Genomic DNA, 13,343 nt, shown 5'->3' on the forward strand with positions numbered 1-13,343 from the left:
CACGCTCGGTCGAAACGCGTATCCCCCTGACGAACCCATCGCCGGGCGATGACACTCGACGAACTCACCGACGACGTCGAATCGGCGTACAGCGACCTCGGGACCGACCTCGAGGTCTCGTTGGACCGCGAGACGCGCCACGAACTCGCCATGCTCGTCGCGCTCTACGACACCGACGACGTGAGCGAACTCGTCCGCCGTGGGATTCACGCGCTCTTTCAGTCGGAACTCGACCGTGGCAAACTCGACTTCCACTTCCGACAGGGCTACGACGTCACCTACGACGAGTATCTCGCCGGCATGACCTACGACGAGATGACCGGCCAGTCGCAGGCCCCGCCGCGAGACGACGTTCGTCGCTACCAGATGTAGGCGTCGCTCGTCGCTACCAGATGTAGGCGTCGCTCGTCGCACCCGACGCGAATCCCGTTGTAGCGGTCGGTTCAGCGCATCTCGATTTCGACCGACACGTCGCCGGTTCTGACGTAGCGAGTGGGGTCGCCGGCGACGACGTCGAACGTCCGCAGGAGTATCACCAGTCGCTGTTCTCCGACGGTCGCTCGAAGGACCACGCCCTCGCCAGTCACGACGACGTACGGCGGTGCGGCCACTGGTGGTGCCGCCATCGGTCGCCCGGTTGCAGTCACCGCGTCGGCGAGCGCCCGTGGAAGTCGTGAGAGAGCACCGGACCCGTCGAGCGCGTGGGCGAACGGCGGGACGACTCGGTCACGGTCGGCCACCGAATCACCATCCCACTCGGCGGCGACGGCGTCTGCGCACTGTCCGACGACGCGCAGGAGTCGGTCGTGTTTCTCGTGCAGAACTCGCTCCGCCTCGTCGAGGCTCGCCGAGAGTGGTGTCGTCCCGTCTGTCACAGGTCGGGGTGGGGTCGGCATGGAATATAAACCTCCGGCCCTGGCGATGGCACGATACACTGGTCGACTCGGGCGGCGAACGCAAAAACAGCGTGTCGTTACGCTCGGTGCGTAACCACCGTGGTCATCTCCGGCGCGCCAAGAACACGGTCAAGACGAGCAGCGCACCGACAGCCCCGACCACTCCGAATCCGGGGACAGACCCGAACGTTGGCTTGTCACTCACTGCGTAAATCCGGTTATCGTCGAACGCGTCTGAGCCACTTTCGTGCCACTCTGCGGTATTGCCGTCGACCGAGTCAGCGTTCGAGTCGGTGATTTTACCGGGCATCGTCAAGTAGTAGTCCACAGCAAGTCCACTCGACAGAGATTTCTCGAAATCCGTCTCCTCCTCGGCAGCAGCAGTTTCGTTGACGAACGTCGTGTCTTCGTAGACTATCTTCCCGTCCTCACTCGTTATCTCGATACCACTGTCCCCATCGGGAACGAAGTTCCGTCGCGTCATCGTCAGCGTGACTCGGTCACCACGATACGCTTCGCTAACTTCGACGTCCTGTCGCTCACTTTCGTCGAACTCTGCGAGCATCGATTCTGTCACGTTGTCGTAGCCATCCTCCTCAGCAGACTCTTCGAGATAGCCGTACGCGGTTCGTGACATGTTGATTTGGTACGTCAACTCCGAGACCTCACCGTCTGCAGTGACCTCAGAGTGGACGGTCACCTGTGCACAACCCGCGAGAACCAGTAAGAGTGCAAGACCAGCGAGACCTGCCAACTCCCTGTTTGAAACAGTCATATCGTCGATTTTCTAATCGTACAAACATAAGATGGACGATATTTCTCGTCGGTCGATAACTCAACTACGGACAACCGTGGTGCGTCGGACCAGTAGCCACGACTCGGGGTGAGCCTCCACGTCGGGGTGTAGACGACACACCACAGCGTTCCCGGACGATTTTTCCCGTCGCACACCCCGAATACGAACATGGATATCGCAGACATCGAGGAACTCATCGAGTCGAACGTCGAAGACGCCGAGGCGACCGTCTCGCGTCCCCGGTCGTACGACGAGAACCACGAAGACGACCACTACGCCGCGCTCGTGATTTCGCCCGCCTTCGAAGGCAAGTCGCTGGTCCAGCAGCACCAACTCGTCTACGACGCCCTCGGCGACCACATGACGACGGACATCCACGCGATGGAGCTCAAGACCTACACGCCCGAAGAGTACGAAGCACTCGAAGAGTAACCCCAGTCGGGCCGACGTCGATGACGGGGCGAGAGCTATTCGTTTGTGAGTGAATTCCGCCGGTTCGTGCCAATAACAGGCATGGACCAATGGATTTTACCTGACGCCACGACGACGCCCAAATCATGGGAGACGATGATTACCGAATCGAACAGGACAGTCTCGGAGAGATGCAGGTTCCGGCGAACGCCTACTGGGGTGCACAGACCCAGCGCGCAGTCGAGAACTTCCCCATCTCGGGGATTACGTTCGGCCGACGGTTCGTCCGCGCACTCGGTGTCGTAAAGAAAGCGGCCGCACAGGCCAACCGCGACCTCGGCATGATCGACGACGACGTGGCCGACGCCATCGTCGAGGCGGCAGACGAAGTCATCGCCGGCGAACTCGACGACCAGTTCCCGGTCGATGTCTTCCAGACCGGTTCTGGTACCTCGTCGAACATGAACGCCAACGAAGTCATCGCCAACCGTGCCGCCGAACTCATGGGCAAGGAGATCGGCGACCGCGTCGTTCACCCGAACGACCACGTCAACTTCGGCCAGTCTTCGAACGACGTGATTCCGACTGCGATGCACGTCTCTGCGCTCGAAGCAGTCGAGAAGGACCTCCTCCCCGCGCTCGAGACGCTCGCCGCCGCCCTCGGTGACAAAGAAGACGAGTTCGACGGCGTCGTCAAGACCGGCCGGACACACCTCCAGGACGCCACCCCTGTTCGTCTCGGACAGGAGTTCGGTGGCTACCGCACGCAGGTCGAAAAGGGCATCCGCCGCGTCGAGAACGTCCGCGAACACCTCGGCGAACTCGCACTCGGTGGCACCGCCGTCGGGACGGGACTCAACACCCACCCCGAGTTCCCCGCGAAAGCGGCCGAGTATATGACCGAAGAGACCGGCGTCGAGTTCCGCGAGGCCGACAACCACTTCGAAGCGCAGGCCGCCCACGACGCGATGGCCGAAGCACACGGCGCACTCCGCACCGTCGCTGGGTCGCTCAACAAGATTGCGAACGACCTTCGCCTGCTCGCCTCCGGTCCGCGCAACGGACTCGGCGAACTCGAACAACCAGAGAACCAGCCTGGGTCTTCGATTATGCCCGGCAAGATCAACCCGGTCGTCGCCGAGGCAGTGAACCAGGTTCACAAGCAGGTCGTCGGTAACGACGCCGCCGTCGCCGCGGGCGCGTCCGAGGGCCAAATCGACCTCAACCTCTACAAACCCGTCCTCGCGCACAACTTCCTCGAGTCGGCGAAACTCCTCTCGAACACCTCTGAAGTGTTCGCCGAGCGCTTCGTCGCCAAACTCGAAGCCAACGAAGACCACTGTGCCGAACAGGTCGAACAGTCGATGGCGCTGGCGACGGCGCTCAACCCGGCTATCGGCTACGACAAGGCGTCGAAAGTCGCCAAGAAGGCACTCGCAGACGGGAAGACGGTCCGGCAGGTCGCCGTCGACGAAGGCTACCTCACCGAAGAAGAGGCCGACGAAGTCCTCGACCCCGAGAAGATGACCCATCGGGGCATCCTCGGCGACGACTGAACGCGACACCGCCGACAGTTTTTTGACAGTTGTTTTGCGCGGGCAGTGCATCCACCCGGTCTCAGTTTCGAGACAGGTCTGTCGCTTGTTTAGGCTGTTCAGCCGTTGTTTTTACTCGGTGTGCGGTAGCAATCACCATCCCGCGTCTCCGTGTCAGTCGTGAGCGGGGCATGAACTGTCACGAAATCTCGAAAATCGGTATTTTGAAGCCTGATTTCGACGATTATACGAATATGGCCGGACTGCAAGAGCAGCGGGCCCGCGGGCGAGACATGTTGGAGTGTCGAGGTTGTGGGGCCGTATTCCCGGAGGCAAGAGCGACGAACGATGGGTGGACGTACGTCTGTCCGGAGTGTGAGCAGGTCGAAGGCATCGGTGAAGGCCTCCGCAGACTGTAACTGACGCGGAACACACCGACGGCAGACTGAATCCTTTTTTACTCCCCCCGTACCGAAGGAGTACCAATGAGCGAGTACGACTACGAGGACCTCGGTCTCGTTGCGGGGCTGGAGATTCACCAGCAACTCGACACCGCGACGAAACTGTTCTGTGGGTGTCCCACGGAGCTCCGAGAACCTGACGACGCGGCGCGGACGTTCACGCGCTTCCTGCACCCGACGAAGAGTGAACTTGGCGAACTCGACGACGCCGCCCTCGAAGAGAGTCGCGTCGAACGCGAGTTCGAATATCTCGCCTACGACACGACGTGTCTGGTCGAAGAGGACGACGAACCACCGCACAGTCTCGACAGCGAGGCACGCACGGTCGTGATGCAAATCGCGTCGCTCCTCGACATGGACGTCGTCGACCAGGCGCACGTCATGCGAAAACTCGTCATCGACGGGTCGAACACGTCTGGCTTCCAGCGGACCACCCTCATCGCACAAGAAGGAGAGATTCAGACGAGCGAGGGTCCAGTCTCTATCGTGGACCTCATGCTCGAAGAGGAGTCCGCCCAGCGCGTCGAAGAACGCGGCGACGACGTGCTCTTCAGTCTCGACCGTCTCGGAATCCCGCTGGTCGAAATCGGAACCGGCCCGGACATCTCGTCGCCCGAACAGGCACGCGAAGCAGCACAAACCATCGGCATGCTCCTGCGCTCGACTGGCAAGGTCAAACGCGGCCTCGGGACCATCCGACAGGACGTCAACGTCTCCATCGCGGAGGGTGCGCGCGTCGAAATCAAAGGTGTCCAGGCGCTCGACCAAATCGACGAAATCGTTCGGTTCGAAGTCGGGCGACAGGCCGAACTCGTCGAGATTCGCGACGAACTCCAGTCCAGAGACGCATCCGTCGGCGACGTGACCGACGTGACCGGCGTCTTCGAAGACTCTGACTCCGGTGTCATCCGCGGCGCACTCGACAGCGGTGGCAAGGTGATGGGCGTCAAACTCGCTGGCTTCGACGGCCTCGTCGGCCGCGAACTCCAACCCGACCGCCGCCTCGGCACCGAGTTCTCCGACCACGCCAAGCGTCACGGCGCGGGCGGTATCTTCCACACGGACGAACTGCCGGCCTACGGCGTCACCGACGCCGAAGTCGACGCGCTCCGCGAGGCAGTCGGTGCAGGCCCGGACGACGCAGTCGCTATCGTCGCAGACGACCCCGAGACAGCCGACCTGGCTATCGACGCCGTCGCCGAACGCGCGGAAGTCGCCATCGAGGACGTCCCCGAAGAGACGCGCGGTGCCAACGACGACGGGACGACGCGCTACCTCCGTCCGCTCCCCGGTGCGGCCCGCATGTACCCGGAGACGGACGTCATCCCGGTCGAACTCGACCCGAGCGACGTCGAGACGCCCGAACTGCTGACCGAGAAAGTCGACCGCTATCAAGCGGAGTTCGGCCTCGACGCCGGCCTCGCCGAACAGGTCGCCTATGGCCGCAAGATGCCGCTCTTCGAGCAGGCAATCGACGAAGGCATCGACTCGACGTTCGCGGCGGGCTTGCTGGAATCGACGCTCACCGAACTCCGCCGTGACGACGTCGCAGTCGAGGAACTCTCTGACGACCACCTCCTCGCCGTCATGCACCTCGTCGAAGACGGTGACCTCGCCAAAGAGGGTGTCAACGACGTGCTCTCGACCATCGCCGAGAACCCGGACCTCTCGGCCGAAGAAGCGGTCGAAGAAGCAGGTCTCTCCGGGGTCTCCGAGGACGAAGTCCGCGAGGCAATCGCAGAAGTCGTCGAGCGCAACGCCGACCAGGTAGAAGAACAGGGAATGGGCGCGTTCTCTGCGCTCATGGGCGAAGCGATGGGCGCACTCCGTGGCAAGGCCGACGGTGGCGTCGTGAGCGACGTCCTCCGCGAAGAGATTCAAAAGCGAGCCTGATTAGGCGACACGTTCGACGAAGCAACTCGTCTTCGTCCTGCTGGAATTGTTTTTCTCCCAACGTGCGCACGCTTAATTGTCTTTTTCTTGTCCAAATGTCCGGTACTGTCTGGGAATTCGTGACATGTCTATAACTCCTTTTCACACCTATCATACGCGGGATATGACTACTCCAGAAATTACCCGACGAGGAGCACTGCGGCTAACTGGTGGACTTCTCGCACTCGGTGCGATGAGTGGGACTGCAACCGCCAGAGACCACCACTACGGGAACGGAAACGGCGTCGGAGCGTTCCTGAACGCGAAAGCACAGTTCAAAGACAGTCCGATTTGGACCTCTGGCGTCGCGAACATGAAGCGCCAAGACGTGGTCGAAGTCGACGTGGGCGTATTAACTCCGCTCGACCTGCCGGAAGGCTTCGCACCGCCGGATGTCGATGTCGAAGGGCCGTTCAAATTCGGACCCGAAGCGATTCTGGTCTCAGCGGGGACGACAGTCAAGTGGGTGTGGACTGGAAACCCGTTCGAGTTAGTCGACCCGAACAACCCGTGGGCCCACGACGTGGTGTCACTCGAGATGGTCAACGGAGCTCCCCTGTTCCAAAGCCCATTCCAGGGGACTGGAACCTACGAATACACGTTCGACGAACCGGGAACCTACCTCTACTACTGTACCCCACACGGATACCCGTACGAGGACGACAGCGGGTTCGAACTCAACCTCATCGGAATGCGCGGGGCAGTCATCGTGACTCGTCGGTAATCCCCCGTCTCTTCTTCACACGCCCGGTCCACACGCGCCGGGCGACGTACTCGACTCCCGTGACCAGCAGAACGACGGCCACGAACGTCGGCCCGAAGAAGACGAACATCCCCAGCGCGTCGGACTCGCCGCGGACGTGGAGGAACGACCACCAGACGAGTTCGGCTTCGACGCCGGTCTCGCAGAACAGTGTTTTTACTCGTCCGACTGACAGTAGATAGTCAGCGTGCCGGATGAAGAGTAGTTCACTGACTGGAGAGACTCGACTTCGTCAAGCGGCCCATCGTGGTCGAGGTTTAGGCTGAGTGCGTACTCAGGAGTGATGTAATAGACCGCTCTCCCATAGTAATCCGCGTGTAGGCCGTCCTCTTCCTCAGTGTATCCAGAGTGCTGGATACCAACCAGATAGCCGTCACCTGCTGGCTCAGTGAGCCGAGACAGCGTTGTTGCACCGATAGATATCGTCGTATTCTCGGTGGAATGCGTGAGAATCTCGTTGTATACTAGTGCATAGTGGTAGTTCACAACGAAACCTTCCGCACTCTCTGCAGTCACAGTGCCCGGATACGCTGGATAGGGTTCCGGCTTCAAATCCCCCTTCGGTGATGGCTGGGGAGGCTCGAAGGACTGTGTGCACTCACCGGGACCGGGTGTCTCGAACGGGAGTGTCGGTTGGTCGGGTGTCGACGAGTCGGTCGTCTGTGATGGCGACGACGCCACATTTGGGCCGCCGCCACCCGTACACCCTGTAAAAAGCACCATCGCAGCAACCACGAGCGAGAACCAACTCGGAGAATACATCATTCATCTAACAATGTGGGTCTTGTAAGTGCCTTCTGGTCGCCAGGATACTACGATTCCTGAGAGGCGGATGAGTACAAAGACACACCTCACTCTCTCACGTCACAGAGCGCTCACGACCACGAGTCGCCCGATTCCAGAGTCGCCGCCCGACGTACTCGATTCCGGTCACGACGAAGACGAGAATCACGAACACCGGCCCGAAGAAGACGAACATCCCCAGCGCGTCGGACTCGCCGCGGACGTGGAGGAACGACCACCAGACGAGTTCGGTCACGAGAAAGAGGCCGACGAGCGGGACGACGAGTCCGTATCGGGTGTACAACCGCGCAGTACCGTAGACGAACCCAGTCAGGACGAGGAGTGAAAACACGAGAATTCCGACCACGGCAGTCGGATTTTCGGTGACTGCCGGCGGGAACGTGTCGGTGAGGGCTCTGGCGATGGCCCAGACGGTGAGTGTCGCGGTCGCGTAGACGACGCCGAGGAGTGCAGGAAGGAGTCGGTCGCGGGCGATTCGCTTCTGGTTCACATACACGACCGCCACGAGAACGAACCCGACAGCAGACGCGACTGCGTGGGTCGCAATCTGACTGCCGAGCACGGGGTCGGGCGTTCCGGGCATCTCACTGCACCTCGATTCGCGTCGCAGACCTGTTGGCAATCGCGTTCAGTCGCTCGACACGCTCGTCGGTCGAGGGGTGCGTCGAGAGCAGTTCCGAGATGGGGTCTTCCATCTCGACTTCGCCGTAGACCCACAGCGGCGACATCCCCCACTGGGGTTGTGCCGCGCGCTCGAGTTTCCTGAGTGCCGACGCCAGTGCCAGCGGTTTCCCAGTGACTGCGGCGGCCCGCGCGTCGGCGGCGAACTCTCGTTTTCGAGATTGCGAGCGGACGAACACGGTGAACCCGAATCCGAGGAAGCCGACGATGGTGTCCACTCCGATTCGGATTCGCCCTGGAAGCGTCCGATGCCACTCTCTGGGTCGGCCGCGAATCCACGCCGTCCCCAGCGCGATTCCCGTCGCGAAGAACGTCACCGGCGAGACGAAGAAATAGCCGATGCCGACGAGTGTCTGGCCCATACTGGCGACGAGCGACTGCGAGAGGCCGTCTTTGCGTTCGAGGTGGGCGAGTTCGTGCGCGAGCAACGCCTCGAACTCGTCGACGTCGAGGAGGCGAAACAGCGCGGTGTCGAGGACGATGACGTCGCGGCCGAGTGGGTCGAGCGCCATCGCGTTGGGGGCGGTGAACCGCGCGAGTTTGATCTCCGGCGGTTCGACGCCCATCTCGTCGGAGAGTCGGTCGAGGAGGCGGTAAATCGCAGGCGACTCCGACCGGGTCAACTCGCGGGCGTCGAGTTGGCCGAGCAGTTGGAGCGTCCCGAACCGGAAACTCAGGTAGCCGAGGACGACGACGACGGCTCCGCCGACGAGTGCGCTCGTCACTGGGTCGGGGCGGAGACGCCACAGCGTCACCACTGCAAACGCACTCAGTGCGCTGAGGAGGAGGTACGAGACGAGGACAGCGAGGCCGATGAGCACCATCGGCCCGCGTGACCTGCGGGGAGACGAGGCCATTCGGGGAGTACCTACGCTCGCCAGGCGCAAACCGTTATCGGGCGTCGCGGTTGCACACACCGCTACTTTCTCGACACCCCCGGACGAAGCGGAACGCATGCGATTCTTCGAAGACCTCTCGGTCGGCGACATCTACGAGTACGGTGAGTACGCGGTGACCGAAGACGAGATTCTGGAGTTTGCCGAGCAGTACGACCCACAGTGGTTCCACACCGACCCCGAACGCGCCGAAGCAGAGTCGATGTACGGTGGCGTCATCGCCAGCGGGTGGCACACGACGGCGATGACGATGCGACTGAACGTCGATGGCTTTCTCGGTGATTCGGTCGCACTCGGTGCGAAAGGCGTCGACGAACTTCGGTGGTGGAAACCGGTCTATCCGGGCGACACCCTCAGTATCGAAAACGAGGTCGTCGACAAGACGGTCGAAACCGAAGACCGGGGGCTCGCGAAAATCAAGACGACCACCTTCGCGGAACGCGAGTCTGGCGAAGTCGAGAAGGTCTGTTCGTTCGTCGGACTCGTGATGGTCGCGCGGCGTCCAGAGGAGTAACAGAACGTCGAGACTGGACGCGCTCAGTCGTCGGTGAAGCGTTCGGGGTGCCGGGCGCGTTCTGCGGCACGACGAAGCACGCCGGTCAGCGTCGCCGCCTCGCGTTCAGTCGGGTGGGCACGGCCGACGAGTCGGCGCATCATCCGCGACGTCTTCTCTCGTTTGTGTTCGCGGTAGTCGATTGCGTCGAGTAAGTCGTCGAAGAATTCGTAGATGACGTCTATCTCGGCCTCGGAGGCGCGTTCGCGCTCCACGTCGGGGAGTTGCGTCTCCTCGACGGTGAACCGGCGGAGTTCGTACATGAGGATGGTCGCCGCCTGGCCGAGGTTGAGCACGGGATACCGACCGTCTGCAGGGATACAACACACTTCGTCGAGCATCGCGATCTCCTCGTTGTCGAGGCCGGTGCCTTCGCGGCCGAAGACGAGCGCCGTCTTGGTCTTCACCGTCTCGAGCGAGTCGGCGAGTTCGGCGGGGGTCTTGAACGGGTAGCGGATGTGCCGGGTGGAGTCTTCGTGCGAGATTGCAGTGGTTCCGACGGTGTGGAACTCCTCGACGACTTCCTCGAGCGTCGTCTCCGTCGCGTTCGGGAGGACGTCCTCACGGGCGTGGCCGGCGAATCCGTACGCCTCGCCGTCGGGGTCCAGCGGTGGCGGGTTGACGAGTCGGAGGTCGTAGATGCCGAAGTTCTTCATCGCCCGAGCGATGGTTCCGACGTTTCCCGGCGTCTCGGGTTCGACGACGACTACGACGAACTCGTGGTCGGAATCGGTGTCGTGTGTGTCGCTCATTTCGTCGGGTAGTCCGTGTCTAAATCGAGGTCGTCGAGGTCGTCTTCGTCGATGAGGTTCGAGTCGTCGGCGTCCGCGTCTGGGCCGTAGTCGCGGAGGTTGATGCGCTCACCTTCGAAGCCTTCGACGAGTCGCTGTTGAATCTCGGCAGGGTCCGGTGGCGACGGCAGGTGGTCGGGGTCGGTATCGACGTACTCCAGTCCGGCGTAGCCTTCGGGGGCGCGGCCACCGTCTGCGAACCACTCGTGGAACGCGTCGGCAAAGACGTCGTCGCCGACGAAGTCGCGGCCACCCTCCTCGCGGAACCAGTAGAGGAAGTCGGGTTCGTGGTGGTCACACAGGAGGACTTCCTCGCCGGGTTCGCCGTAGACGATTCGTGCCTGTCGGCACTGTCGAATCTCCTCGTCACCGTGGACGAGATAACACCCATCGCACGGTTCTTCGACGAGCGTGACGAGTCGGACGAGGCGCTTGCGAGCGTCCTCGGGGATGTCGTCGAGCGGTTTGAACTCCCCGTCGTCGGTGAATATCTCGGACTCCTCGAATCGCCATCCACGGAGTCCCACGCTGACCTTCGCCATAACTCGGGGTAGCCAATCGGCGGATAAAAATGGCGTGATGCGACCTCACGTCGCGAGACAGTCCCGAACAGCGGTCGTCGCCGCATTCGTCTTCCCGAACAGCGGTTGTCGCCACGAACAGAAGTCGTCGCCACGGGTGTCTTCGACTTCCCGCCAAGCGTTCCGCGACCGGTCGGCATATGTTCGTGTGGTCCAACCGACGAGTATGCGAACCGTCGATGCGGCAGGACTCAAAATCGGCGACGACTATCCGCCCCGAATCATGGGCGTGCTCAACGTCTCCAACGAGTCACCGTACAAGCCGAGCGTGTTCAACGACCCGACCGAGGCCGCCGAATACGTCGACCGGACCCTCATCGACGAAGGTGCCGACATCGTCGATATCGGCCTCGAATCGGCAAACAAACGCCTCGACGTGCTCTCGGCCGACGAGGAACTCGAACGCCTCGACACGGCGCTTTCGGTCCTCGACCACGTCTCCGGTGACGCCGTCTTCTCTATCGAGACGCGGTATCACGAAGTCGCAGAAGCGGCCCTCGAAAACGGATTCGACATGGTCAACGACATCTGCGGGTTCGCCGACCCCGAGATGCCGAGGGTGTGCGAGGAGTACGACGCCGCCGTCGCCAAGATGGCGAGTCCCCCGGACCTCACTCGCCCCGGTGCTATCGAGGAGGTAGACGACATCTACGACGCACTCGAACTGAACGGCTTCACCGACAAGACCATCGTCGACCCGGCGTTCGGCGGCTGGTCCGAAGCCAAGACACTCGCACAGGACCGAGAGACCTTCGACCGCCTCCGCGAGTTCCGTGGCTACGGCTATCCGATTTTGGTCTCTATCAACCGGAAGAACTTCCTCCGCGACGTCGCCGGCCGGTCGACCGAAGACGCACTTCCAGTCAGTCTCGCGGCCACGTCGATGGCCGTCGAACGCGGCGCACACATCGTTCGAACCCACGACGTACAGGAGACGCGCGACGCGGCACTCGTCGGCCACGAGTTCAAACGCCGTCGCGTCCGCGAACCGGGCGACGTGTCCGTCGAAGAACTCGACGTGACGACACCTGGCGAGGCGAGGCGGCATCTGGACCGACTCGGCGCACGGAACGACGTCGCAGACGAGTGTGTCACCCACGTGTTCGAACTCGAAGGTCTCTCGGACGAAGAGCGAGAGAAACTCGCAGGTGTCGCTGGCGACGCGGGAGCGATCTTCGTCAGTGCGGAGACAGGCGGCCTCCTCGTCGGGACACCCGCCGCACTCGGCCGCATCTCCGGCCTCGTCAACGAGGCGTCAGACGCTCTCGAAGGCGCGTTCGACACCATCGAACGCAGCCTTCACAGGTAGTAAACGACCAACTGAACGTCGATTCACACGGGCCTCGTGTGGATGTCTCACAATGGCACAAATCGGTCGATTTGTATGACGTTCGGCATACTTTGACCGTTCGACTAAGAGAAAACTTATACCATCCGACTCTAAAACGGTCCTGTGGACGCCGGAAGGGCACGCGGGTAGGGGTACACGAGTGCCATTCCGGCCCATACAGTTACACTCCAGAGCTACAGCACTGTGAGTATCAACTATGCGATTTACAGAGTGGGACCCCGTTTACACGCAGATTCTCGACAGTTTCGGGTTCGGCAGGGAGGGTGACGAAACGGCCCGCGACGTCCTCGCGTCGTTCGTCTCACCGTTCGACAGGTCTCGTCTCGCGTGGGAAGGAAAGACGGTTGCAATCTGCGGCGCGGCCCCGACACTCGACGACGAACTCGCACGCGTCGAGGATGCGGATATCGTCGTCGCCGCCTCGACGGCCGCCGATACTGTCCGTGAGGCGGGCTACGACCTGGACTTGATGGTGACCGACCTCGACAAGAATCCTGAGACGGCAGTCGAGTTGACCGAATCTGGGACTCCGGTCGCCGCCGCCGCCCACGGCGACAACATCCCACAGATTCGTGAGTGGGTGCCGAAGTTCGACACCGACCACGTCCTCGGAACCACACAGGCCGAACCCCGTGGCCCCGTGGTCAACTGGGGTGGCTTCACGGACGGTGACCGGGCGGCCTTCATCGCAGACGAACTCGGCGCAGCGAGACTCGTCTTCGCTGGTTGGGACTTCGACGACCCCACTGTAGACGAGATGAAAGCACAGAAACTGGCGTGGGCCGAGCGCCTATTAGGCTGGCTCGAACACCGTCGAGGGGAGCAGTTTTCCGTTCTCGACGGAAGACGAGACGATATCGAGCCACTGCCGTAGCGTCTCGACTACGGCAGC

16 protein-coding genes are annotated in these 13,343 nt (G+C 61.9%); 9 read left to right on the forward strand and 7 right to left on the reverse strand.

Going from position 1 to position 13,343, the window contains the following annotated elements; genetic code table 11:
* The first annotated feature begins 48 nt into the window (after positions 1–48).
* Positions 49–372 carry a hypothetical protein gene (locus GJR99_RS00280; RefSeq protein ID WP_151108690.1) on the forward strand — a complete coding sequence of 108 codons (324 nt, stop codon included), beginning with the start codon at positions 49–51 and terminating at the stop codon, positions 370–372.
* 71 nt (positions 373–443) lie between these two features.
* Here the strand turns inward: GJR99_RS00280 and GJR99_RS00285 are convergent, their stop codons facing one another.
* Together GJR99_RS00285 and GJR99_RS00290 are read right to left on the reverse strand one after the other, a co-directional pair.
* Positions 444–875 (reverse strand): hypothetical protein, encoded by a 432-nt coding sequence (locus tag GJR99_RS00285; protein ID WP_151113775.1) that lies wholly within the window; start codon positions 873–875, stop codon positions 444–446.
* A gap of 124 nt (positions 876–999) precedes the next feature.
* Positions 1,000–1,671 (reverse strand): hypothetical protein, encoded by a 672-nt coding sequence (locus GJR99_RS00290; RefSeq protein WP_151108691.1) that lies wholly within the window; start codon positions 1,669–1,671, stop codon positions 1,000–1,002.
* Between the two features lie 189 nt (positions 1,672–1,860).
* Between GJR99_RS00290 and GJR99_RS00295 the strand changes: the two genes are divergently transcribed.
* From GJR99_RS00295 to GJR99_RS00310, 5 genes are all read left to right on the forward strand, one after another.
* The gene (locus tag GJR99_RS00295; protein ID WP_151108692.1) at positions 1,861–2,124 is read left to right on the forward strand and encodes a BolA family protein; all 264 of its coding nucleotides are present in this window, start codon (positions 1,861–1,863) and stop codon (positions 2,122–2,124) included.
* A 125-nt stretch (positions 2,125–2,249) separates the two neighbouring features.
* The gene (locus GJR99_RS00300; protein WP_151108693.1) at positions 2,250–3,659 is read left to right on the forward strand and encodes a class II fumarate hydratase; all 1,410 of its coding nucleotides are present in this window, start codon (positions 2,250–2,252) and stop codon (positions 3,657–3,659) included.
* Positions 3,660–3,892: 233 nt separating this feature from the next.
* Positions 3,893–4,057 (forward strand): HVO_2901 family zinc finger protein, encoded by a 165-nt coding sequence (locus GJR99_RS17320; RefSeq protein WP_191967044.1) that lies wholly within the window; start codon positions 3,893–3,895, stop codon positions 4,055–4,057.
* Between the two features lie 66 nt (positions 4,058–4,123).
* Complete coding sequence (gatE, locus tag GJR99_RS00305; RefSeq protein WP_151108694.1) at positions 4,124–5,992, forward strand: Glu-tRNA(Gln) amidotransferase subunit GatE; 1,869 nt, start codon at positions 4,124–4,126, stop codon at positions 5,990–5,992.
* 163 nt (positions 5,993–6,155) lie between these two features.
* Positions 6,156–6,755 carry a cupredoxin domain-containing protein gene (locus GJR99_RS00310; protein ID WP_191967045.1) on the forward strand — a complete coding sequence of 200 codons (600 nt, stop codon included), beginning with the start codon at positions 6,156–6,158 and terminating at the stop codon, positions 6,753–6,755.
* Between the two features lie 195 nt (positions 6,756–6,950).
* On the opposite strand, the gene GJR99_RS00315 is transcribed toward GJR99_RS00310, so the two are convergent.
* The 3 genes from GJR99_RS00315 to GJR99_RS00325 form a co-directional block, all read right to left on the reverse strand.
* On the reverse strand, positions 6,951–7,529 hold the full coding sequence (locus tag GJR99_RS00315) for a hypothetical protein (protein ID WP_151108696.1): 579 nt from the start codon (positions 7,527–7,529) through the stop codon (positions 6,951–6,953).
* 124 nt (positions 7,530–7,653) lie between these two features.
* On the reverse strand, positions 7,654–8,181 hold the full coding sequence (locus tag GJR99_RS00320; protein ID WP_151108697.1) for a hypothetical protein: 528 nt from the start codon (positions 8,179–8,181) through the stop codon (positions 7,654–7,656).
* 1 nt (position 8,182) lies between these two features.
* Positions 8,183–9,103 carry a M48 family metallopeptidase gene (locus GJR99_RS00325; protein WP_151113777.1) on the reverse strand — a complete coding sequence of 307 codons (921 nt, stop codon included), beginning with the start codon at positions 9,101–9,103 and terminating at the stop codon, positions 8,183–8,185.
* 130 nt (positions 9,104–9,233) lie between these two features.
* Here GJR99_RS00325 and GJR99_RS00330 point away from each other — a divergent pair, with 130 nt between their 5' ends.
* Positions 9,234–9,689, forward strand: a complete 456-nt coding sequence (locus tag GJR99_RS00330) for a MaoC family dehydratase (RefSeq protein ID WP_151108698.1) — start codon at positions 9,234–9,236, stop codon at positions 9,687–9,689.
* Positions 9,690–9,712: 23 nt separating this feature from the next.
* On the opposite strand, the gene GJR99_RS00335 is transcribed toward GJR99_RS00330, so the two are convergent.
* Positions 9,713–10,480: an RNA methyltransferase gene (locus GJR99_RS00335; RefSeq protein WP_151108699.1), complete on the reverse strand. Its 768-nt coding sequence runs from the start codon at positions 10,478–10,480 to the stop codon at positions 9,713–9,715.
* Positions 10,477–11,061, reverse strand: a complete 585-nt coding sequence (locus GJR99_RS00340) for a hypothetical protein (protein WP_151108700.1) — start codon at positions 11,059–11,061, stop codon at positions 10,477–10,479. The genes GJR99_RS00335 and GJR99_RS00340 overlap by 4 nt, the downstream gene beginning before the upstream one ends.
* Before the next feature lie 205 nt (positions 11,062–11,266).
* On the opposite strand from GJR99_RS00340, the gene folP reads away from it, so the two are divergent.
* Both folP and GJR99_RS00350 read left to right on the forward strand, forming a co-directional pair.
* Positions 11,267–12,409, forward strand: coding sequence for a dihydropteroate synthase (gene folP / locus GJR99_RS00345; protein WP_151108701.1), 1,143 nt, complete (start codon positions 11,267–11,269; stop codon positions 12,407–12,409).
* Between the two features lie 238 nt (positions 12,410–12,647).
* Complete coding sequence (locus GJR99_RS00350) at positions 12,648–13,325, forward strand: 6-hydroxymethylpterin diphosphokinase MptE-like protein (protein WP_151108702.1); 678 nt, start codon at positions 12,648–12,650, stop codon at positions 13,323–13,325.
* The last annotated feature ends 18 nt before the right edge of the window (positions 13,326–13,343 follow it).

It is taken from the genome of Haloferax marinum, from assembly GCF_009674625.1.
GTDB classification, from domain to species: Archaea; Halobacteriota; Halobacteria; order Halobacteriales; family Haloferacaceae; genus Haloferax; species Haloferax marinum.

Excerpts from the sequence above, each read along its gene's own strand:
- GJR99_RS00280 (WP_151108690.1), top strand. The coding sequence starts at position 49 with ATGACACTCGACGAACTCACCGACGACGTCGAATCGGCGTACAGCGAC.
- GJR99_RS00290 (WP_151108691.1), bottom strand. The coding sequence starts at position 1,671 with ATGACTGTTTCAAACAGGGAGTTGGCAGGTCTCGCTGGTCTTGCACTC.
- GJR99_RS00295 (WP_151108692.1), top strand. The coding sequence starts at position 1,861 with ATGGATATCGCAGACATCGAGGAACTCATCGAGTCGAACGTCGAAGAC.
- GJR99_RS00300 (WP_151108693.1), top strand. The coding sequence starts at position 2,250 with ATGGGAGACGATGATTACCGAATCGAACAGGACAGTCTCGGAGAGATG.
- GJR99_RS17320 (WP_191967044.1), top strand. The coding sequence starts at position 3,893 with ATGGCCGGACTGCAAGAGCAGCGGGCCCGCGGGCGAGACATGTTGGAG.
- gatE (WP_151108694.1), top strand. The coding sequence starts at position 4,124 with ATGAGCGAGTACGACTACGAGGACCTCGGTCTCGTTGCGGGGCTGGAG.
- GJR99_RS00310 (WP_191967045.1), top strand. The coding sequence starts at position 6,156 with ATGACTACTCCAGAAATTACCCGACGAGGAGCACTGCGGCTAACTGGT.
- GJR99_RS00320 (WP_151108697.1), bottom strand. The coding sequence starts at position 8,181 with ATGCCCGGAACGCCCGACCCCGTGCTCGGCAGTCAGATTGCGACCCAC.
- GJR99_RS00325 (WP_151113777.1), bottom strand. The coding sequence starts at position 9,103 with ATGGTGCTCATCGGCCTCGCTGTCCTCGTCTCGTACCTCCTCCTCAGC.
- GJR99_RS00330 (WP_151108698.1), top strand. The coding sequence starts at position 9,234 with ATGCGATTCTTCGAAGACCTCTCGGTCGGCGACATCTACGAGTACGGT.
- GJR99_RS00335 (WP_151108699.1), bottom strand. The coding sequence starts at position 10,480 with ATGAGCGACACACACGACACCGATTCCGACCACGAGTTCGTCGTAGTC.
- GJR99_RS00340 (WP_151108700.1), bottom strand. The coding sequence starts at position 11,061 with ATGGCGAAGGTCAGCGTGGGACTCCGTGGATGGCGATTCGAGGAGTCC.
- folP (WP_151108701.1), top strand. The coding sequence starts at position 11,267 with ATGCGAACCGTCGATGCGGCAGGACTCAAAATCGGCGACGACTATCCG.
- GJR99_RS00350 (WP_151108702.1), top strand. The coding sequence starts at position 12,648 with ATGCGATTTACAGAGTGGGACCCCGTTTACACGCAGATTCTCGACAGT.